This is a genomic window from Pseudomonas sp. AP19 (genome assembly GCF_001728855.1).
Taxonomy (GTDB): domain Bacteria; phylum Pseudomonadota; class Gammaproteobacteria; order Pseudomonadales; family Pseudomonadaceae; genus Aquipseudomonas; species Aquipseudomonas fluorescens.
This window is the reverse complement of record NZ_LXJP01000006.1, coordinates 72583-92718: the sequence shown is the minus strand read 5'-3', so window position 1 is coordinate 92718 and position 20136 is coordinate 72583. Positions and strand designations below refer to the sequence as shown.

21 protein-coding genes and 1 pseudogene are annotated in these 20136 nt (G+C 58.0%); 19 read left to right on the top strand and 3 right to left on the bottom strand.

Translation table 11 applies throughout. The features are described 5' to 3' along the window. Positions 1-6 precede the first annotated feature (6 nt). The 19 genes and pseudogenes from A7D21_RS07370 (at position 7) to A7D21_RS07280 (ending at position 18016) form a co-directional block, all read left to right on the top strand. Positions 7-1593, top strand: coding sequence for a ParB family protein (locus A7D21_RS07370; RefSeq protein ID WP_069551381.1), 1587 nt, complete (start codon positions 7-9; stop codon positions 1591-1593). Then, the gene (locus A7D21_RS07365; RefSeq protein ID WP_069551380.1) at positions 1590-2138 is read left to right on the top strand and encodes a DUF2857 domain-containing protein; all 549 of its coding nucleotides are present in this window, start codon (positions 1590-1592) and stop codon (positions 2136-2138) included. The genes A7D21_RS07370 and A7D21_RS07365 overlap by 4 nt, the downstream gene beginning before the upstream one ends. Further along, positions 2135-3325: an STY4528 family pathogenicity island replication protein gene (locus A7D21_RS07360; RefSeq protein WP_069551379.1), complete on the top strand. Its 1191-nt coding sequence runs from the start codon at positions 2135-2137 to the stop codon at positions 3323-3325. Before A7D21_RS07365 ends, A7D21_RS07360 begins: the two co-directional genes overlap by 4 nt. Before the next feature lie 242 nt (positions 3326-3567). Beyond that, complete coding sequence (locus tag A7D21_RS07355; protein WP_069551378.1) at positions 3568-4323, top strand: PFL_4669 family integrating conjugative element protein; 756 nt, start codon at positions 3568-3570, stop codon at positions 4321-4323. Beyond that, entirely contained in the window at positions 4320-4838 is a 519-nt protein-coding gene (locus A7D21_RS07350) for a DUF3158 family protein (protein WP_069551377.1), read from the top strand. The genes A7D21_RS07355 and A7D21_RS07350 overlap by 4 nt, the downstream gene beginning before the upstream one ends. Then, positions 4835-5305 carry a single-stranded DNA-binding protein gene (locus A7D21_RS34215; protein WP_083272166.1) on the top strand — a complete coding sequence of 157 codons (471 nt, stop codon included), beginning with the start codon at positions 4835-4837 and terminating at the stop codon, positions 5303-5305. The genes A7D21_RS07350 and A7D21_RS34215 overlap by 4 nt, the downstream gene beginning before the upstream one ends. A gap of 223 nt (positions 5306-5528) precedes the next feature. Next, a complete protein-coding gene (locus A7D21_RS07340; protein WP_069551376.1) occupies positions 5529-7496 on the top strand; it encodes a DNA topoisomerase III in 1968 nt (655 codons plus the stop codon). A gap of 1088 nt (positions 7497-8584) precedes the next feature. Continuing rightward, the gene (locus A7D21_RS07335) at positions 8585-9166 is read left to right on the top strand and encodes an STY4534 family ICE replication protein (RefSeq protein WP_069551375.1); all 582 of its coding nucleotides are present in this window, start codon (positions 8585-8587) and stop codon (positions 9164-9166) included. A 70-nt stretch (positions 9167-9236) separates the two neighbouring features. After that, positions 9237-9494, top strand: a complete 258-nt coding sequence (locus tag A7D21_RS07330) for a hypothetical protein (protein ID WP_069551374.1) — start codon at positions 9237-9239, stop codon at positions 9492-9494. Positions 9495-9594: 100 nt separating this feature from the next. After that, complete coding sequence (gene radC, locus A7D21_RS07325) at positions 9595-10089, top strand: DNA repair protein RadC (RefSeq protein WP_069551373.1); 495 nt, start codon at positions 9595-9597, stop codon at positions 10087-10089. A gap of 52 nt (positions 10090-10141) precedes the next feature. Continuing rightward, positions 10142-10889 (top strand): annotated as a pseudogene (locus A7D21_RS07320) (ABC transporter substrate-binding protein). 106 nt (positions 10890-10995) lie between these two features. Then, positions 10996-11538, top strand: a complete 543-nt coding sequence (locus A7D21_RS07315) for a PilL N-terminal domain-containing protein (RefSeq protein WP_069551372.1) — start codon at positions 10996-10998, stop codon at positions 11536-11538. Next, entirely contained in the window at positions 11535-12191 is a 657-nt protein-coding gene (locus A7D21_RS07310; RefSeq protein WP_069551371.1) for a chemotaxis protein, read from the top strand. The genes A7D21_RS07315 and A7D21_RS07310 overlap by 4 nt, the downstream gene beginning before the upstream one ends. A 9-nt stretch (positions 12192-12200) precedes the next feature. Further along, positions 12201-12920: a TIGR03759 family integrating conjugative element protein gene (locus A7D21_RS07305; RefSeq protein WP_069551370.1), complete on the top strand. Its 720-nt coding sequence runs from the start codon at positions 12201-12203 to the stop codon at positions 12918-12920. Next, on the top strand, positions 12902-13450 hold the full coding sequence (locus A7D21_RS07300; protein ID WP_069551369.1) for a lytic transglycosylase: 549 nt from the start codon (positions 12902-12904) through the stop codon (positions 13448-13450). Before A7D21_RS07305 ends, A7D21_RS07300 begins: the two co-directional genes overlap by 19 nt. Further along, positions 13447-13962 (top strand): integrating conjugative element protein, encoded by a 516-nt coding sequence (locus A7D21_RS07295; protein ID WP_069551368.1) that lies wholly within the window; start codon positions 13447-13449, stop codon positions 13960-13962. Before A7D21_RS07300 ends, A7D21_RS07295 begins: the two co-directional genes overlap by 4 nt. A 9-nt stretch (positions 13963-13971) precedes the next feature. Beyond that, positions 13972-16131: a type IV conjugative transfer system coupling protein TraD gene (gene traD / locus A7D21_RS07290; RefSeq protein ID WP_069551367.1), complete on the top strand. Its 2160-nt coding sequence runs from the start codon at positions 13972-13974 to the stop codon at positions 16129-16131. 40 nt (positions 16132-16171) lie between these two features. Next, the gene (locus tag A7D21_RS07285; RefSeq protein ID WP_069551366.1) at positions 16172-16900 is read left to right on the top strand and encodes a TIGR03747 family integrating conjugative element membrane protein; all 729 of its coding nucleotides are present in this window, start codon (positions 16172-16174) and stop codon (positions 16898-16900) included. A gap of 135 nt (positions 16901-17035) precedes the next feature. After that, positions 17036-18016 carry an integrase domain-containing protein gene (locus tag A7D21_RS07280; protein ID WP_069551391.1) on the top strand — a complete coding sequence of 327 codons (981 nt, stop codon included), beginning with the start codon at positions 17036-17038 and terminating at the stop codon, positions 18014-18016. Positions 18017-18355: 339 nt separating this feature from the next. Here the strand turns inward: A7D21_RS07280 and A7D21_RS07275 are convergent, their stop codons facing one another. The 3 genes from A7D21_RS07275 to A7D21_RS35175 form a co-directional block, all read right to left on the bottom strand. Beyond that, on the bottom strand, positions 18356-18739 hold the full coding sequence (locus tag A7D21_RS07275) for a hypothetical protein (protein WP_008075291.1): 384 nt from the start codon (positions 18737-18739) through the stop codon (positions 18356-18358). A 133-nt stretch (positions 18740-18872) separates the two neighbouring features. Continuing rightward, on the bottom strand, positions 18873-19688 hold the full coding sequence (locus tag A7D21_RS07270) for a hypothetical protein (RefSeq protein ID WP_141718205.1): 816 nt from the start codon (positions 19686-19688) through the stop codon (positions 18873-18875). A gap of 11 nt (positions 19689-19699) precedes the next feature. Beyond that, positions 19700-20095 (bottom strand): Rap1a/Tai family immunity protein, encoded by a 396-nt coding sequence (locus A7D21_RS35175; protein WP_141718204.1) that lies wholly within the window; start codon positions 20093-20095, stop codon positions 19700-19702. Positions 20096-20136: the final 41 nt, after the last annotated feature.

Here is a 20136-nt window from a genome sequence, read left to right as displayed (position 1 = left end):
GTTCCGATGAAGAAGCTCAGTCAGCAAGAGATCACCGACAAGCTGCACCAGGACCATTTCCCTCGAGGGCCAGAACTGGAGCGGTTGTCCGATCCACCTACTGACACGCCGATGTTGGTCACGCTGGAGCAGTTGCGGCCCTACGAACATAACCCGCGCTTCATCCGTAATCCGCTATACGACGATATCAAGGCTTCGATCCGTGAACGCGGATTGGATCAACCGCCACCGATTACCCGCCGCCCGGGTGAAACCTATTTCATCATCCGCAACGGCGGTAATACGCGTTTGGCAATTCTCGGCGAGCTGTGGCAGGAAACCCGCGACGAGCGCTTCTTTCGCATTCATTGCCTGTTCCGACCTTGGAGCAATGAAATCACTGCCCTGCTCGGCCATCTGGCCGAAAGCGATCTGCACGGCCAACTCACCTTCATCGAACGGGCTCTGGCGGTGGCCAAACTCAAAACCATGCTCGAAGCAGAGGGAGCTGTGCTCTCGCAACGTGAACTGGCACGACGTCTTGCCGCTGGGGGTTACCCTATTTCACAGTCGCACATCAGCCGGATGCTCGACACCCTCGAACACTTGTTGCCCGCCATTCCACAAACCCTGTATGCCGGTTTGGGCAAGCCCCAGATCGAACGCCTGATCGCTCTACGTAGTCAGGCAGAGCGAACCTGGAACCGTTATCCAACCGCCACAGTTGCATTTGCACAGTTCTGGCTGGAAACCATGGGTTACTTCGATTGCGATCCTGAATCCTTTGATCTTGAGCAGATCCAGGATGAATTACTCGAACGCATGAGCCGCTTGCTCGGACAGTCCTACCGTATGCTGGCCCTGGAGCTGAGCGATACCCAACGGGTCGGATCCACGCCTGGGGCTGTCACTACCACGCCCTCAGAGAACATCTATCCGCCAAGCGCACATGAAGCCGCGGCAGAACCGCCCTCCTCCGACACTGAATCACAATCAACTCAGGTCGAGAGCAGGATAGAGTCAGTTTCAGAAGAACTGCTCGCAGAACCCGAAACAAATGTTTCACCAGCGGTCAATCCTCGATCACGCGTTCAACAGATTCGTGAGCAAATCGATCGCGAGATAGCCACCAAAGCGACGTCTCCAGTCGAAACCTGCCCAATCGACGACCTCTGGACGATCACACCAACGCTGGATACCCCCGAACAACTGCGTTTAGCCATTGCCGGACTGGCGCGGGAAATGGCGACCTATGCCGGACATCCCGAGAGCATCATCGATCAGCAGCTTGGCTTGGGTTTCACTCTGAACATCGAGCGACTTGATCTTGCCGCGCCTCGCGCGACCGGCGTTCACCTAATGCTCCTGGCTCTGTTGCGCGCTCAAGACGACGTGAACTGGGAGGATCGCAAGCAACTGCCCTCAGCCCTGTTCGGCCAACTGTTGTTGGGCATCTATCAACTCCCCCTGACAGATCGTCCCGCTGTGGATGTGGGACTGGAGCGACTGCCCGACAGCTTGTTAATCAAACTGTATCGCCTGATCCGCCTAGCCCGTCGCCTGATCGACTTAACACTTCCCCCTGAAGACGACTCACCGAAGGAGCTGCTATGAGCCTGTCCTTCAATGTGCTCAACCAGGCCATGCTGACCCAGGTGCTGCATGAACTGCGCCTGGGTAATCTGCAACGCTGCAAGGCACTCGGACTGGGTGAGGATGATATCTATCTGTTGCAATCCTTACCGCCCACCACGCTGTCGCGCCTGGCCCATGCCACTGTACCCTGGGTTGAGGTCAAGATTGACTCGCCGGTGCTGCATCGGTTGATCGAGCAAGCCGAACGCGACGAGCAGAACGAACGGTTGATCAACCGAGCGCTCAAGTTAGGTGCCAGCAGCACCATCATGTATCAGTGCTTCGGCTTGGCGCATTCGGAAACCGCCTTGCGTCGACGTCTGCTCAAGATAGAAACTCGTAAGGGCCGTCCTCAGCATTTGAGCGAAGCGCAGGAACATGCGCTCTGGCAGCGATGGTGCCAGCTACGCGCTCAGGACGGTACCGAGGATCAGCTCGACGCCATGATGATGCTGGCGGAGGAGCAACAGATTAGCTTGACCATCGTTTGGCAGCAGATCGACCAGTACAGCAACGGAACATGAACACTGCCCCTTCCAGTCGCTGGCAGCGTGTCCTGCAGCAATGCACCCAGCAGTTGAGTGAACGCTGGCCCGCACGCCCTACCACCGAACAACCGTCCAACCAGGCTCTGCAGGCTGGTTTTCTGTTCAGTGGGCAATCACACGAAGTCGTGCCGCGTCGCCTGCTGTTGGATAATCGGCTGACTCCATTGGAACGCAATGCCTGGCAGGTGTTTCGACTCATGCTGCAAGGCCAGGGCGTGGTCACGCCGCGCTATGAGGATTTGCAGCCTTACCTGTCGAGCGTGCCCTACGGTGCGTCAGCCTCCCGTGAAACCATTGCTCGGGTGTTGACGATGCTCAGGTTGACGCGCTGGCTCAGTTTGGTGAGTCGCGGACGCGATCAGCTCAGCGGACGTCTTCAAGGTTCTCTGTATGTTCTGCACGATGAGCCGTTAACCCCCGCCGAAGCCATGGAATTGGATCGAGATTACTTGGAACTGGTCGGGCATGCCTTCGGCCATGCTACCAAGGCTGTGCGTATCGTCGCCCAGCATGTTTTGGAAGAAATTCGACAGGACACCCATATCGATCTGGGTCAACTCCCCACCCGGCTCGACAGCTGGGGCGAGCACTGGACGCAGCAAGGATTGGATCAGGCAACCGATGACGCTTTACACGATTCCGAACCGGGAGAAAATGCCCTCGTTCGGAATCGTGCAGGCCCTCGTTCGGATTCCGAACCGAGTCTGAACGCCAGTGTTTCCGGCACCGTTCGGAATCCGAGCGCCGCCTGTACTGTATTAAAAGAAAGTACTTGTACTGTACCGCGCGCGACCCCAGCGGTGGATAACCTGCACTGGCCCGATCCGTTGCACCTGAGTCCAAGCGAGCGTCAGGCCGTCGCCGTGGCGCTGAACAAGCTCAAACCAGCGGATCGGCAGGCGGTGCTCAACGAAGCCGGTGCACGCTGTGCGGCCGGTGGTATTCGCAAGCCCGCGGCCTATCTGATGGGCCTGATCCAGCGCGCACTGAAAGGCGACTTTCGTCCTTGGGCAGGCCAGACAGAGCCCTCACCCGTTGCAGAACTGCCCCCAACAGCACCCGCACGCCCGTCCCGACGACAGGGCGAACCCGCCTCCGCCCTCGCCCAAGCGTGCCTGAATGAGCTGCGCCAACTGCGCGAAAAACGCCCTGGACGTCAGTAGATTTGATGCCAGTGGCATCAAATCTACTGAGCTCTACTGTGAAATCGCAAAGGGCCGAACCTGCGCAATTCGACCGATACAGCCATCGCCAACCATGAAAATGATGCCAGTGACCTCAATCGCGAACGCCTCCGAAATTAACCCTCTCACACCAAACCGAACAGACCGCATTCAGCTTTTTGGCTGTCCCTACCCCTCATCTGTCGCAACGTTCCTGTCCAAGCTTATGCGAGGACAACACCGTGGCCGATCACTATCAACTCAACCTGGGTTCATTGCGCAGCAGCATTACCCTGACCCTGCACACTCACCACGCCGCCCGTATCTGGCAAGGTCGGACCGCACGCGAAGGCGTCCACTCGATCATGGGCATGGCCGGCTACATCAGTGTCACCAACCTGATCAAACAAACCGCGGCCCAGGACGATCCCTATGCCGACTGGGCCATCGTGCAACTCGAAGAAAAACTGATGCAGGCCAAGGCTGGGATGCTGGAACTGACCCAACAGTTGGATAGGATCAGACAGGACCTGCCGACACAGATCGACATGGGCGACAACCTCAACATCCACCCCGTCACCTTGCCGTTGTACATCGGCAGCCAACTGGGTTTTCTGGCGGTCTACCTGCTGACCGACTACGACACCCTGGTGCGCCGTACCCTATTGGCCCATCACACTGCCCTGATCGGTCGCATCGACATGGAAGCCTGGATCGACGACGGCGCCCATCTGCTGCGCAGCCTGTTCGGGCAGGCACAGCGCTATCGGCATTCCGGCGTCACACGCGATGACATGGCGGCGAACAACGCCCGTGCCTTGGCGGCCACCGAAAAATTGGGTCTGCCTCCACTGGACATTCTTGAGGGTATTCGCCGCTCCCAGTTCGCGCCGCCGATCATTCGTCGTGGCGCTGTGCCAGTGGATGACGCTGACGCGTTGGCAGCGGAACCGGGAGAGCCATCTGCGACGGTGGATGAGCCGGAGGACGAAGCATGAATCCGATGACCCCGGTTCAACCGATGAGCCTAGAAGTGTTAACACACGATGCCTATCGACAGCTCGAACACGCAGCCTCCCTAAAAGGCCTTTTAAAACCTTTTAAGGGTAAGGGGGAGTTGGAGCACCTGGCGCAGGTAGCGAGGGAAATCGAGGCACAGTTGTGTCACCTGATGGAGGCTGTGGTACAGCAGGCTGGGCAGCCCCCTTACTCGCTGCTGGACATTCGTTTGGTGCTGCAGAACACCAGCGCAGGCAGCACCTTTTTGCGTTGGCGCACCCGTGACTTCGCCCGTATGGGCGTAGCGGTCTGGGAACGCCAGGTCTGCAACAATGCCCTGCCACAGGCCATACGGGAGAGATTGCACCGTTTCGAATGCGAGCGCATTGCACTGAACCTACAGATGAGTGTGGTGCATTCGCTCTACCGCCAGGCCACGACCTGTGCGATCAAAATGGCCAGCGCCGAACGGCTGCTGTGCCAGTTCACACCCGCAGCGGAGGTATCACGATGAGTACTTTTTTCGTCGGCGAAGGCAATATCGGCAGTGCGCCAGAGTTCCAGGAGTTTCCATCAGGCAATGACGAGCCCCGGCGTTTGCTACGGCTGAATGTGTACTTCGACAACCCCGTACCACGGGAGGGCAACTATGAAGATCGAGGCGGCTATTGGGCCCCGGTTGAGCTCTGGCATCGAGAGGCCGAACACTGGAGCACGCTGTATCAGAAAGGCATGCGGGTGCTGGTCGAAGGTCGTACGGTACGCGACGAGTGGGAGGACAGCGAAGATAACGCACGAGTAACCTTCAAGATCGAGGCCCGTCGAGTCGGTGTCCTGCCCCACCGGGTGCACAGCGTGATTATGCGGGAACGATCCAGTGAACCCGCGGCATCTGCGACACACGTTGGGAAAAGTACAGAGCAGGCCAGTTCACCGGCGTCGAAACCTAAGAAACGCAGAGGGCCACCACCGTCGACCTGACAGACATCAGGCATAAAAATTGCGCCTTTGCGCGAAGTTGCCGACCAGTTATTACTCGCTGTTCGTGAAAACCCGCCCTGTTACCCACCCTACAAGGTAGCAGCCTCGGCCCATTCAAAGCTGCCCTCACCGACTAATATGAGGAACCTGCCATTCAGGTTTCTCATATCTCGCCCCTGCTACTTCGAACAACGCTGCTCCGAACCCAATCCGGAGCAGTTCTATGCGTCTCTTCCTCTGCGAGAAACCGTCCCAGGGTCGTGACATCGCCAAGGTGCTCGGAGCCAGCCGGCGTGGTGACGGCTGCCTGATCGGCACCGACTCAACCGTCACCTGGTGTATCGGTCACCTGCTGGAGACGGCCCCACCTGAAGCTTATGGTGCTCAGTACAAATCCTGGTCGCTGGATCATCTACCGATCACTCCCGTGCAGTGGCAGGTCGAGGTCAAACCCAAGACCGCCGCGCAGTTCAAAATCATCAAACGCCTGCTGAGTGAAGCCTCAAGTGTTGTCATCGCGACCGACGCCGATCGCGAAGGTGAAATGATCGCCCGCGAACTGCTGGAACTCTGCAGGTATCGAGGCCCCGTTCAGCGCCTCTGGTTGTCCGCCCTCAACGAGGCGTCGATTCGCAACGCACTTTCCTCACTAAAGTCTGGTCAGGAGACCTTCCTGCTTTACCACTCAGCCCTCGCCCGCAGCCGAGCCGACTGGCTGATCGGCATGAACCTGAGTCGTTTGTTTACCCTTCTTGGTCGGCGGGCGGGCTACGACGGTGTATTGTCGGTTGGACGCGTCCAGACACCCACTTTACGTCTGGTAGTCGATCGGGATCGTGCGATTGCCAGTTTCGTCTCGGTGCCCTACTGGGAAGTGGAGGTGCACCTGTCCTCAATGGGGCAACCATTCATCGCGTCGTGGTTACCTCCCAGTTCAGGGCAGGACGAGGCAGGTCGTTTCCTGCAACAAGCGCTGGCCATTCAGGCGACCCAAGAGATTTCTAGCGGTAAGACCGCCACAGTACTCTCGCTGCAGACTGAGCGTTTCCGAGAACCTCCGCCCCTGCCCTTCGACCTGAGCACACTGCAAGAAGTCTGCTCGCGCAAGCTGGGACTCGGCGTTCAGGAAACCCTGAACATCGCCCAAGCCCTGTATGAAACCCACAAAGCCACCACCTACCCACGCAGCGATTGCCGTTATTTGCCAGAGAGTATGTTCAATGAGGTACCCGCGGTATTCGATGCCCTGCTCAAAACGGATCCGGCGCTGCAGCCCACATTCGGAAGACTCGATCGATCACTGCACTCCCGCGTGTGGAACGATGCCAAGGTCACCGCGCACCACGGCATCATCCCCACCACCGAGCCGGCGAACCTGGCGCGGATGTCCGAACAAGAACGCCAAGTCTACGAACTGATTCGTAGCCACTACCTCGCGCAATTTCTTCCGCATCATGAGTTTGATCGAACTCAGGTCGAACTGGAGTGCGGCGGAGAGCGTTTGACTGCTGTTGGCAAACAGATCCTGAACCAGGGCTGGAAAGGCTTGCTCTACGAAAACACCGAGGAGGATGAGCCCAGTCAAAAGTCCCAAGTCTTACCCGTCCTGCAACAGGGTACTCAATGCGCAGTGAACGACGTCGAACTCAAATCCATGCGCACTGCCGCTCCCAAACCTCTCACCGAAGGCGATCTGATCAAGGCGATGAAAAACGTGGCCAAGTTGGTCAACGACCCACGCCTGAAACAGAAACTTCGGGACACCACCGGAATCGGTACCGAAGCCACCCGAGCCGGCATCATCAAGGGGTTGATTGATCGCGGCTATTTGCTGAAGAAAAAACGCGCCTTAATGGCCTCCGCAGCGGCCCATACTCTGATAGAGGCGGTACCCGCTGCTGTCGCGGATCCGGGTATGACCGCGATCTGGGAACAGGCTCTGGACGAAATCGAAGCGGGACGACTGACCCTGGATACGTTCGTCGCCAAGCAGGCGAACTGGATTGCACAATTGGTCGAACACTGTGGCGCACTCACCTTGGCGGTACCGGTCGAAGCCGGCCCGACCTGCCCCATTTGCAACGCCTCAATGCGCAGGCGAAAGGGGAAATCAGGGCCGTTCTGGTCATGCTCCCACTACCCCGACTGTAAGGGAACAGTGCCGATCAGAAAAGATACGCGTCGCTCATGACGCTTCACTGTAGATCGGCATGAGTATTGGGGTGATGTGCTGATCAGTGCATCATCAACGGCGGCTGATCCCTCTTTAAGTCGATAAAGTGTTGTCCGATTTCACGGGCCAAGGCAAAGAAAGTGACCGCGCCTTTATCCTGGCAACCGTCGAACAATTGGCCGCTCATCTCGGCAGTAAGTAACCTCTTTCATCGTGCTCAATGTAGTGGCTTATGCGGGATCGCCCACTGGCTTGACGTGATCCCACCCTCTCTGCTGTAGTGTCTCAGGATCATCGCCAACGGCGACCCAAGACCGAATAGCTCCGGGCAGCTCGGTCGAACTCCTTGAGTTCGGAGCCTTCTCTTTCTGCGGAATTTCATTCCTGATTTGTGCTCGACCTGATCACTGTGGCGGATGACCACTGTTGCCTCTACCAGGCAATAGCGGTCATCCGCTTCAGCGATCGTATTCAGTTCCGGAGCCCACCGGGGAAACACTGGGCACCCTTTGTGCGCGGATGCGTGCCAGCATGTTCCGACCCGGGCCACGACAAGGGTCGGTTGGCGAAGCGTGACGCAGTGAATACAGTTTTGCGAGGAGCTTGTCGACTGCGTACGACCGTCAAAGGTGGCTTTTCTCTTCTTCGCCTGGCACCCCGCCAGGCGCACTCTTCACTTTCTTCAGTCCAGTGACTACCACTATATTCCGGCCATAAAAAATCGGGTGGCAGCGTCTTGACGCTCCCCTATGACAGGCTTATACAAAGGGCGTGGTTCGCTGTCGTTGACAGCCCAGCCCAGGTAGCTTGAACCTTCAAGGCTACGCCACGTTCGTGGTGGTTTACCCAAGTGCGATCAGCGTTCGGAAGCTCGCGCGGTTACCGATTCAGCGGTGATGAATGCCCACTACCCTATGCTTGCGGATCACCACCGCAGATGCTCCTCTGCTGCACCGCTATTTCTCCAGACGCATCGTTCTGATCGTCATCGGCTTGCCGGTGCCGAGTCGTTCATCGCTTGCCTTCACCTTACCCACCCTGACGGGGGCTCACTTCCCCGTCAGGGGCTGTGCGTCGCCGTTTTCCCTTGAAACAGGAGAACCACCATGGCCCACGCCAACCACTCCCAAGAAGCGACCACTTACTTCAATCTGCACACCGTCGGTATCGGTTATCTCAACCGTGTTCGTGAAGTACAAGTCCGCCGCGGCCAGCCATTCATGGCTTGCGATATCGCAGCCCTGCACGGTGCCACCGATGCGGTGGAGTACACCCGTTTCGACTGCAAAGTCGCTGGGGGTGAAGCTGAACGCTTGATTCGTCTCTATATGGGCGCCGTCAAAGCCGAGAAAAAGGTCTTGCTGTCGTTCCGTATCGGCGACCTGTGGATCGATCCGTATCTCTACGAGAAAGGCGATAAACAAGGTCAACCGGGCGCCAGCCTGAAAGGTCGTTTGCTGTTCATTGACTGGATCAAGGTCAACGGCACGTTCGAATACAAAGCGCCCGCCAGGCAGGAAGTAACAGCACCTGCTGAGCAAGCGCCAAACAGTGAGCCATCCCCTTCATCGGCTGATACCGAAGCTGAGGAGACCGCAAACCCAACAGAGGCTCGGGTCGAACCTGAATCTCCACCCACTCCCCGCACGGCCCGCCGTGATGCCACCCGTACCGTTCAGTCCGCCTGAACAGTCCACGATGTTCCTCAGCAAGGCGCTCCGTCGAGCGCCTTTTCTTCAATCCGCACAGGAGAACCACATGGATTCCTTCTGGCTTTGCGACGACTGCGTGTTCGCTACTGCTTACGAGGACTACAGCACGTTATCGCTCTATTACACGACGGATGAAATTGAGAAACGCATCGCCGGCATCCATCGAGGACTGGTTCTGTTAATGCCCATCAGTGCCGACTTCGATCCCGAAACTGGCTGGGGAATAAAAGCTTTTTCCCCATTGCCCTGCGACGGTTGTGGTTCGTCCCTACACGGTCAACGCCACCGATTCACGCGGCTGTAAACAGCGCGCCATCTGCTAACGCCCGCGACTCCACACCCACCTCGGGGACAATACACCCCTCGGGCGTGTACCCCTGATTGTTCCCTTCGGAGGTACTACCATGAGCACCCAACTCACACTGATTGAGACCTCGGATTTCGAGGCTGATCGTATCGTCCAAGAAAACCAGGTGATCGACGAAGCACTGCATATTCTGGATCGTCGGCTGTTCGCCCGCGGCCCTAACCTGATGTCGCCTGACGCCGTGGCTTCATACCTAAAACTGCATCTTGTGCAACAAGAGCATGAAGTCTTCGGTGTGATATTTCTCGATGCCCAGCACCGGGTGTTGGCGTTCGAAGTCCTCTTTCACGGCAGCATTGATGGCGCCAGTGTTTACCCCCGCCAAGTGGTTAAGCGCTCTCTCGTGCATAACGCCGCGGCCGCCATTTTTGTGCATAACCACCCCTCTGGTTGCACGGAACCCAGCCAGGCGGATCGCGTCTTGACCGCCCGATTGAAGGAGGTCTTGGCCTTGATCGAAGTCCGCGTACTGGATCACTTCATCGTGGGTGAAGGTCGTCCGCTTTCCCTGGCCGAACATGGCTGGCTGTAACCCTCACAGGCGCCTTCGGGCGCCTTATTCATTTTCATCCTGGAGAACGCTCATGAACCCCACACACCAAGCCCCAGCCCTGTTGATGGCCTCAAACCCATTTACTCGCGGTTACGGCAACCTGCATATCGAACGGCTGCTACTGATCACCTACGAAGACGACTGCCCTCCCTGCTTTCGACCACTACACGACGCACAGGCCCATCTGCCCGACGATGAACTGCAACTGTTCCCCTGCCTGTTCAATGACGATTTCGCGTTGATCAGCGAAGGCCAATCCATTCGGGAGGAGTTGGATGAACGCTGCCAATCCACCGGGCTGGTGCGCCAAGTGATCTACGCCGTGATGGGCGAAGTGCTCAACAAGCGGCATCACGTCGGCGACCTGTACTCCCTGGAAGAAGCCCAAGCCATGGTCCATCGCCTAAGCTTCGAAACGGGACACTACAGTCGAGCCTGGGAAATCAGTACCGCACACCTTCCCGATGAAGCGATGCTGTGTCTTGAGGCGTGGGTCAGTCACTCGGCTCCGAGGCAAAACCGGCCTCTTGTTCGAGCTGTTCACGTTGCCAGATTGCTGCGGTATCGGGTGCAAACTGATCGGCACGCCATGGACGGACGATAACTTGTTGAACATTGAGGGCAACCGTCATTCGAGCTTGAGACAAGAACAACTCGACGCAGGCACACCGGAAGCCTTGGTCAACGTACTGTATTTGGCGGCATTGGCGGATGTGCGATTGTTGATCTTCGACCCCGACGCTGCCGTCTTGGATGGGCTCGCCATTTTCGATGAATAGCAACGTGTTCAGCGTTAACACGACCCACCTTGAATCAACTTTCTCACTGAATCGTTCCTTCACCTCGTGTCAGGTTCTGCACTGAATCTGACATGAGGTTTTTCCCATGGAGCGTTTTTTCACGCCTGTCTGCCTGCTGGGTTTGTTGAGCGCCTGTACCGCGCAAATCCCCGACCCTTTGCCGACCAATCCAGAGATAGACAGTGGCTCCAATCGGGCCCAGCACTCCAGGGCCACAGCCGACGAAAGGCATCCGGCAGAACTTCGTTATGGCCGCTACACACTGGTCAGCACCGAGCCCACCACGGAACAACGCGATCTTCTTGCCCAAATTATTGACGTGAGCATCCCATCCAGCCTGAGCCCTTCAGTGCAGGATGCGTTGCAGTATGTATTGCAGCGCTCGGGCTATTCGCTCTGTCCAGTTTCCGCGTCGGTGAAGGTGCTGTTTACCCGCCCTCTGCCCGCAGCTCATTACCGGCTTGGCCCAATCCCGTTGCACAGCGCGCTGCAAGTGCTCGCTGGCCCCGCCTGGCAACTCAAGACCGATGAAGTTGGCCGTTCGGTCTGCTTCGAACAGCAGAAAATGGATGCCGGGGTCGTGCGGGGCACACCCGACGCGCCCCATCAGTCGGAGTCACGCCCATGAAAGCCTCGACGTTTCAAACCCTCATCATTGGGCTGCTGTGCCTGGCGGTCGCCGGCCTGAGCGGTGGTTTGTATAACCAGTATCAACGCGTGGCCGAACTGCAGAGCACGAACACGCAATACCGACAAACCCTGGACACCCTGCAACATGATTCAAGCGCCCTCAAGGACGCCCAGGAGAAGTTGCAGTACGCGCTGAAAGACCTGAAGCAGATGGTCGATACCGGTGAGCAACAGGCCAATACCCTCGATCCCATGTTGGATCAGTGGGCGCAAGAGATACAGGAACTGCGCGATGGTCTCGCAGTCTGCGCCACCCAGGCAGACCTGACAGCGCTGCGCGCACGCCTTGAACAGGTCGAGCAGCAGACAAAGTCATTCCCTCCACCACCGACGCCTTCTTCGACCAAACCGAAAAAGACCGTTCGCCCCAACCCCGCCCCACTCTCGCCACCGTTTTCAGTATTGAGTGTCGAGTCCCGCGGTGGTGAGCGCTTTCTGGTGGTCGCACCTCATGACAGTCGCTCGCTCACGGATGTCCGGCTGCTACATAGCGGTGAGCAGCAAGGGGCTTGGCGCCTGAAAATACTGGAGCCGAACTCAGCCATCTTCGCGGTGGCCGCTCAGCCAGATCAGACCGTGCACCTCCCTTGAGACGCAATCATGAACAGAGCGCAACTGCCCGCCGTTGTCTGTCTCGTTTCGCTGCTGACCACAGGCGTTGCAATGGGTAACCCCGTCACGACACAGTCACGGACCCAGGACACGCAGTCTGCTCCGCTGGCGCGCTCTGACTCTGAACAGGCAGCGAGCTGGGGTCTGACGGAGCAGGAGTGGACGCGCTTCGAACAGATCCAAGCCGGCCCGCGCGGTTTCTGGAGCCCGAACCTCGATCCATTGACCGCACTCGGGGTCGAGGCCCAGACCGACCAAGAGCGCCAGCGCTATGCCGAATTACAGGTAGCGCTGGAAGCCAAACGTGCCGAGCACGAGTTGGCTTACCAAAACGCTTACACCGCGGCCTGGACCAAGCTGTTTCCCGGGCTGCTGCCGATCCAGGGCATGGCGTCCCCGCCCCCTGCCAGCTCATCGGTCATGCCACGCCAGGCCCTGTTTGTGGAGGACCACTGCCCGGCGTGCACCGCCGAAGCGCAGCGTCTGCAAAGTAGTGACACGGCGTTCGATATCTACCTGGTGGGCAGCCAAGGCGAGGATGAACGCGTCCGTCGCTGGGCTCGGCAAGCGGACATCGATCCGGTCAAGGTCCAACGCCAGCAGATCACCTTGAACCATGACCGTGGTCGCTGGTTCGGCCTGGGTGCCCCGGGGCCGTTGCCCGCCACGTTCCGACAGGTGAATGGACAATGGCAACGCCTCGACTGAGTGGTATTGCGCTCATGCTGACTATGCTCGCCGTCCAGGCTGACGAACTTCCGCCTCCTGCCTACCAACTGGCGGCGCATGACGCCGATATCCCTTCTACGGTGCTGTTCGCGATTGCCCTGCAGGAGAGTGGTATCCGCGTCCGTGGTCGACTGCTGCCCTGGCCGTGGACCCTGAACATCGCCGGAACCCCCTACCGCTTCGCCACTCGCCAGGCCGCCTGTCACGCCTTGCTTCAGGCACTCGCCCGACATGACGCCAAGCGGGTCGATGCTGGACTCGGCCAAACCAACCTGGGTTATCACGGACTACGTTTTTCCAGCCCCTGCGAAGCCCTCGACCCCTACCGAAACCTCGCCGTGACCGCCACGCTGTTGCAGGAGCATCACGCCGCCACCGGTGATTGGGTCTTGGCTGCCGGGCGCTATCACCGTCCGGCAGGAGGCGCGCCGGCAGCACGCTACCGTGCTGGCTTTTCCAAGAGACTCGAACAGCTGCTGATTTCCTTTAAACAGGGCACACCACCATGAAGCGGATCACCATTGCCTGTTATTGCATCCTGCTCTTGGCACCTTTCGCCCAGCCGGAACTGAGCGTTGCCGAGGATCAGCCTAGCGACTTCACCCGCCCCCATTTTCAGGTTGCCAGGTCGCCCATAAACATCAAGACCCAGCCTGATCGGGCCATGCTTGCGGACCTGTCCACGTTTGCCGACGAAGCCTGGATACTGCCCGTTCGCAGCTCTCACTTGAGCCCCGGCAAGATCACGTCTCGCGCCCTGAACATGCCGGGCTTGCGGCCTTTTTTCCTGGTGGGTGACGACCCCCAGTCACTGGCTTGGTTGCGTCAACGCGCGACTGAACTGCAGGAAATGGGCGCGGCCGGTCTAGCGGTTGAAGTAACCGATACCGAAGCTTTGGCCCGAATTCGCGCAGCCGCTCCGGACATCACCATCCTGCCGGTCAACGGCAACGACATCGCCACCCGCCTGCAGATTGAGCACTACCCCGTCTTGATCACCGCCACCTCACTGGAACAGTGAGTCCAGGTCATGGCCGAGCATGCGATGGAGTCCAAGCTCCGGCCAGCGGTGGAGCTGTACACCGTAGCGATCTGCATCGCCGCCGCGGTGTTGTGCGTGTACTCGCCCTGGGCCGTGGCGCTGTCACCCGAGATCGGTCTGGTTGCAGCACTGGCCTATGCCCTGTTCGGCCTTATCCGATTGCGACAAACCTGGGAGGTGCTGCGTTATCGGCGCAATATCCGCCGGCTGCCCCGCTACGAACTGACCAGCCAACAGATTCCGGTCAGCCGCAAGCGTCTGTTCATGGGCCGCGGCTTTCGCTGGACCCGCCTGCACACCCAGCGCTTGGTCGAGGCCCAGGATCCGGCTGTTGCTCACTATGTCGACCAACCGACCCGCTATCGTCTGGCACGCGGACTCGAACGCCGCCTGGAACATGCACCGTTTCCGCTCTCTACATTGGCCCGTGTCACCGCCTGGGACAGTGCCTTCAATCCGTTGCGCCCTTTGCCCCCAGTAGGTGGCTCGCCGCTGTTGCATGGGGTCGAGCCCAACGAAACGGAGGTCAGTCTGCCACTGGGCGAACGGGTCGGACATACCCTGGTGCTGGGCACGACCCGTGTCGGCAAGACGCGACTCGCCGAGGTGTACATCACCCAGGACATTCACCGCGTCGAACATGAAGTGGTGATCGTCTTCGATCCGAAGGGTGATGCCGACCTGCTCAAACGCATGTACGTCGAAGCCAAGCGAGCCGGGCGGGAGAAGGAGTTCTATGTCTTCCATCTGGGGTGGCCAGAAATCTCGGCCCGCTACAACGCCGTGGGACGTTTCGGTCGTATCTCGGAAGTGGCGTCACGCATCGCCGGGCAGCTTAGCGGTGAAGGTAACTCCGCGGCCTTCCGCGAGTTCGCCTGGCGTTTCGTCAACATCATCGCCCGCGCCCTGATCGAGCTAGGACGACGTCCGGACTACCTGCAGATCCAGCGGCATGTGGTCAACATCGACGCACTGTTCATCGAATACGCCCAGCAGTTTTTCGCCAAGACTGATCCGAAAGCGTGGGAAGTGATCGTCCAGCTTGAAGGCAAGCTCACCGAGAAAAATATTCCCCGGCATATGATCGGGCGCGAAAAGCGTGTGGTGGCCATCGAGCAGTACCTGGCGGTGAAGCGGGTATTTGATCCGGTAATGGACGGACTGCGTTCGGCGGTACGATATGACCGTACTTACTTCGACAAAATCGTTGCCTCGCTACTGCCGCTGCTGGAGAAACTCACCACCGGCAAGACCGCCCAGTTACTGGCCCCCAACTACACTGACTTAGATGACCCGCGGCCAATCTTCGACTGGATGCAGATCATCCGAAAACGTGGCATCGTCTATGTCGGCCTGGATGCACTGACCGACGCCGAGGTGGCCGCCGCTGTGGGCAACTCCATGTTTGCCGACTTGGTCTCGGTCGCCGGACACATCTACAAACACGGCATCGACCATGGCCTGCCCCAATCGGGTAACAACAGTGACAAGTTGCCGATCAACCTCCACGCCGATGAGTTCAACGAGTTGATGGGGGATGAATTCATCCCGCTGATCAATAAGGGCGGCGGTGCCGGTATCCAGGTAACCGCCTACACCCAGACCCTCAGCGATATCGAAGCACGTATCGGCAACCGCGCCAAAGCTGGCCAGGTTATTGGTAACTTCAACACTCTGCAGATGCTGCGGGTGCGCGAAACCGCAACCGCTGAACTACTCACCCAGCAGTTGCCCAAGGTTAACGTGCTGACCAAGACCCTCGTGTCGGGTGCGACCGACACCTCCGATCCTGAAGCCAACACGGATTTCACCTCCTCCTCGCAGGACCGTGTCAGCAGCACCAGTGTGCCGCTGATCGAGCCAGCGCATATCGTCAGTCTACCCAAGGGACAGATGTTCTCCTTCCAGGCCGGTGGCCAGCTCTGGAAAGTCCGCATGCCGCTGCCAAAACCCTCCAACGACGATGCCATGCCCAAGGACCTGCAGGAACTCACTCAGCGGATGCGGGCGACCTACAACGAGCAGGCGGGACAATGGTGGAGCGCAAGCGGTGGCGGCCCGACGCTCGACTTCGATCCAGATCGGGTTACGCCTCCACGCACTTCTTCAGCGGTGGATGCAAGTGTTCCTGCTCAGGAGGCCCAATGACGCCGTCGGCCCTGCAGTGCATCTCGCGGAGTCAAGAAGGATGACTTCAGCTCAGAACCCTCCACCGCAACCCATCCAGCGCCCAGGGCTAATCGTCTCGGCGATTAACCTGGTCCTGCACGTCATCGGTTTGCTGATCGCCTCGTTGCTGTTCTCGATTCTGATCGAGTGGGCCGGTCTGCTGCTGTTCTGGGGTGATCAAGGCTGGCGACACAGTCAGGCGATGCTGAGCAGCGAACTGGGCTGGCTCAGTGAGCACTTCACATCCTCACTGATTATCCAACAGCCTGGGCAGACGATTGTCCAGTGGCTGGATTTCCTCCAGCAGTGGTTACTGGTCAAGACCGGTTTTACGGATTTCGCCCAGCAGGCGCGGGCGTCGAGCCAGGACAACGGCTTCTGGAGCGGGCTCAATCAGCTGTATGTGAGCATCGAGGATTTTGTACTGGCGGCGGTGTATGTCACTTTCACTTTCGTGGTGCGTCTGACCATTCTGGTCTTGGCGACCCCCCTGCTTCTGCTGGCCATGTTCACCGGCTTCATCGATGGTTTGATGCGCCGCGACCTGCGTAAATTCGGCGCTGGGCGCGAAAGCAGCTTTGTCTATCATCGGGCCAAGCGAGCGGTCATCCCACTGCTGATCGTGCCCTGGATCCTTTACCTGTCCCTACCCTTTTCGCTCAACCCAATGGCGGTACTTCTGCCTTGCGCCGTGATGCTCGGGGTCGCCATGGCCATCACGATGGCGACATTCAAAAAATATCTCTGAGTGCGACACGAATGCTTATCTGCAGAAGTGTTCAGGAGGCCCGCTTATGAGATGCACAAGCTCCCGGTCGTAAGGAACCGCCAGTCCCGCGCTAGTGCTCCCCCACAGGTGTTTGGCTTCGAGAGGAGTTTGATCATGGCATTGGTTGGTAGAAGAGATGGGCGCAATTTTGGCTATGGCCGACAACTGAGTTATGCCGGACCGAAAGCATTGCGCGATTTTTTTGGCGGAGGACATTACGCCACAGTCAAGGCGCACAGTGATCGCTGGCAGGCGTTCGTCCGCTGGTGTCGTTCGGAGGATGGGCCGGGATTTAATGATGCGCGGCAGATTGATCGACAGACCTTGCTGGACTACGCAGGGCATCTGCGCCAACAAATCGAACAAGGCGCTATCGGTATCGCTACCGCGCAAAACCGGTTGTCCAGCGTGAACCGGACTATGGCGGCGCTTCGCGGCGATCCGTCTGTGAAGGTGCCGAGTCCGAGTATGGCATTGGGAATGCAGCGCACCAGTGTTCGTCGCTCGGTGCCGCAAGGCCAAGACCACGAACAGGTAAAGCGGATCGTCGACGTACTCTGCGAACACCAAATGCCGCGTGCAGCGGCCATCGTTCAGTTGGTGCGAGCCACCGGCATGCGCTTGCGCGAGGCCATTTTGGCCGATCTACCGCGCCTAAAACATGAGGCCGAACACTGCAGCAAAATCAACATCCGAGATGGCATCCAAGGTGGCCGCTCACGTGCGTCGGCGCTTCGTTGTATCACGGTAAATGATCCTATTCGTGACGCGCTAAAATTTGCCGAACAGGTTTCGCCCAACGGTAGCCGCAACCTGCTTGCCCCGAACGAAAGCTATGTCGATTTACAACGGCAAATCGTCCGCCCCGCACGAGAGATCCTCCATTCGCACAACCTCAAAGGCTTCCACGAACTTCGGGTCGCCTATGCGTGCGAACGCTATGAGCAGATCACTCATCATCTCGCGCCCATCAACGGTGGCCGTTGCTACCAACTCGACCGACGCCTAGATCAGGATGCCCGAGTGCAAATCAGCTACGAGTTGGGGCTCGGCCGTATCGACCTGTTATCGACTTACATTGGTAGTCGAACATGAGCAAGCCATTCGATATGGAGCTGTTCCTACTGCTCGCGAAGGTAGTCCGGCATGATCGGACCAGTAGGTACGTGTGAACTGTGCTGGTGGATTTTTGGGAATGGCATGGTCGTTTCCTATGCGGATGGCTTCGGGACGCGAGACATCAGCAACCCGCACACTTCGCATAAATAGCAGCCATCTGGCCCGTTTCTGAGGCCCTTGATCGAAATACTCTCCCAGCACTTCGAATATGGCTGATCGTTCTCGGTGGTTTTCTCTTCGCCCTGGTGGCCGTTGGGGCAAGCAAAGTATTCATACGTGCGCATGGTCATAGCCGTGGTTTCCTCTAGCTGGTGATCAGCCTGCGAACCTTTCCCATTTTTTGATCGCTGCGCTGGTTTTATCCACGTCTATACCACTGACGAGTGAATCGGCAAATGCAAGGTGAGCCTCCATGTAACTGTCAAAGTCCTTCACCTGGACACCATTCGAAAGAGCGCGACTCCACCAAGAAAATGCGACTACCAGCTTACCGAGTTCAGGGTCATGCTGATCTTTCATTCGCTCAAGACCGCCATCGTTATGAGCTACCGCCCAGCCAAAGGCTTTGGAAAAGTCCCGAACCTTCTGCGGCTGTGAACCGCTTGCTAGCTTTTTATGAATAGCAGCGTGAGTTTTTTGATCCTCTACCAAAGACGACACATAAAGAAGCCCGCAGATGCGGCAGGTAGCAGTGCTCATAATGCTGATCCCCTTGTAAACGTGGACGCGAAAGTGGTCCCCTCCTACGGGCTTAGCCCGCGCATTGGCGGGCTGGCGGTGGAGCGGCTTTTCCGTGGATTCAGTTGTGTTTGCCAAGGTCGTTCTTGTGCTGCTACGTGGCGGTGTTGGTTCGGTCAAACACCATCAGGGCCTCGAATTGTTCATGTGCAAGGTCGCAGAGCGCTTCGTAGGCCCTGACGACAACTGCATGTTGACCCACTGCGACATTAATGACCGTTTCAAGCGGTATTGCTTCCTTGGAACCGAAACCCCAGCTTCGGCCGCCAGCATCCTCCGTCACGGATACGGAAGCCGTAAGTCCCATTCCAATGTTGCGGGGATGGCCATGTTCCCGTTGATTACGGTAGTCATCCGTGTCTTCGGAGATTGAGCCTCTACCCAACTCGCCCAGGATTGGGGCCAATTGCCGCCATTTCGCCCATGGCTGGCCAATCCGCGACGCAACACTCATTGTCAGATGGCCAGAGCCATTCCATTGCAGATCAGGCCGAGTACCTGACAGGTGATAATTTGCATGACCACATCCGGTTGCAGCCGCAAATATCATACGGCCCCGTAGAGCTTGTGGGGCGCCCAGTACCAGAGCGGAGATGGGCGCAATGTGTTCGCCTAGAATGCTCAGCTTTTCATCTTGATTGCAGGCTTCGTATATCGGCTCCCAGGCCGCGAGCATGTTGATCCAACGCTGGAAGTCATTCGTGCTTCTCGACATTTCCCGGAGAGGGTCTGAGACAGCCTGGTGGAACATCATCGGGAATGCGGGCATCGTCAGATCGTCAGCTAAGTCAGGGCTCGAAACAGAGATGGTTACCCGTTTTGTCTGGTAGCTCCTTCGGAACTCAGCGTACAACTCGACTGCCCGAACATCTTCCATATCTGTTGTCCTTTTTTCCGTTACCTCACGCATTGCGAACTGTCCTATCGGCACGGATATTTTTCAGAAAGAGCAGCCAGTGAGACCACAAGACGTGGATCACCTGCTACGGCGGGTCGCCTTTTGATGTAGTCAAGGACGACCTGTGCCAGGGCAGCAGGTTTGACCTGACCTTGCGTACACACTTGAGCATTTGCAGGCACAACACGGTTCAGAAGCGGTGCTGTTTCTGCAAGCGCACCGAGATATCCAATACAGGCTCCAGCTTCCGCAGCAGCTCCGATACCACTAGGTTTGCTTGAGCCTTGGGGAATTGAACCGCAGTTTTTCACCAACCATTGGGCATCAAGTACGCCAGGAGCCAGTTCAGCAGCTGAAATGGCGCAAGGTGAAAGCATTGCAATAACCGTTAACGATACAGCTCTGAAGCCTATATTCATTGCGCATTCCCTCGATCACGGAAATGAAAATTGGCGGTCTA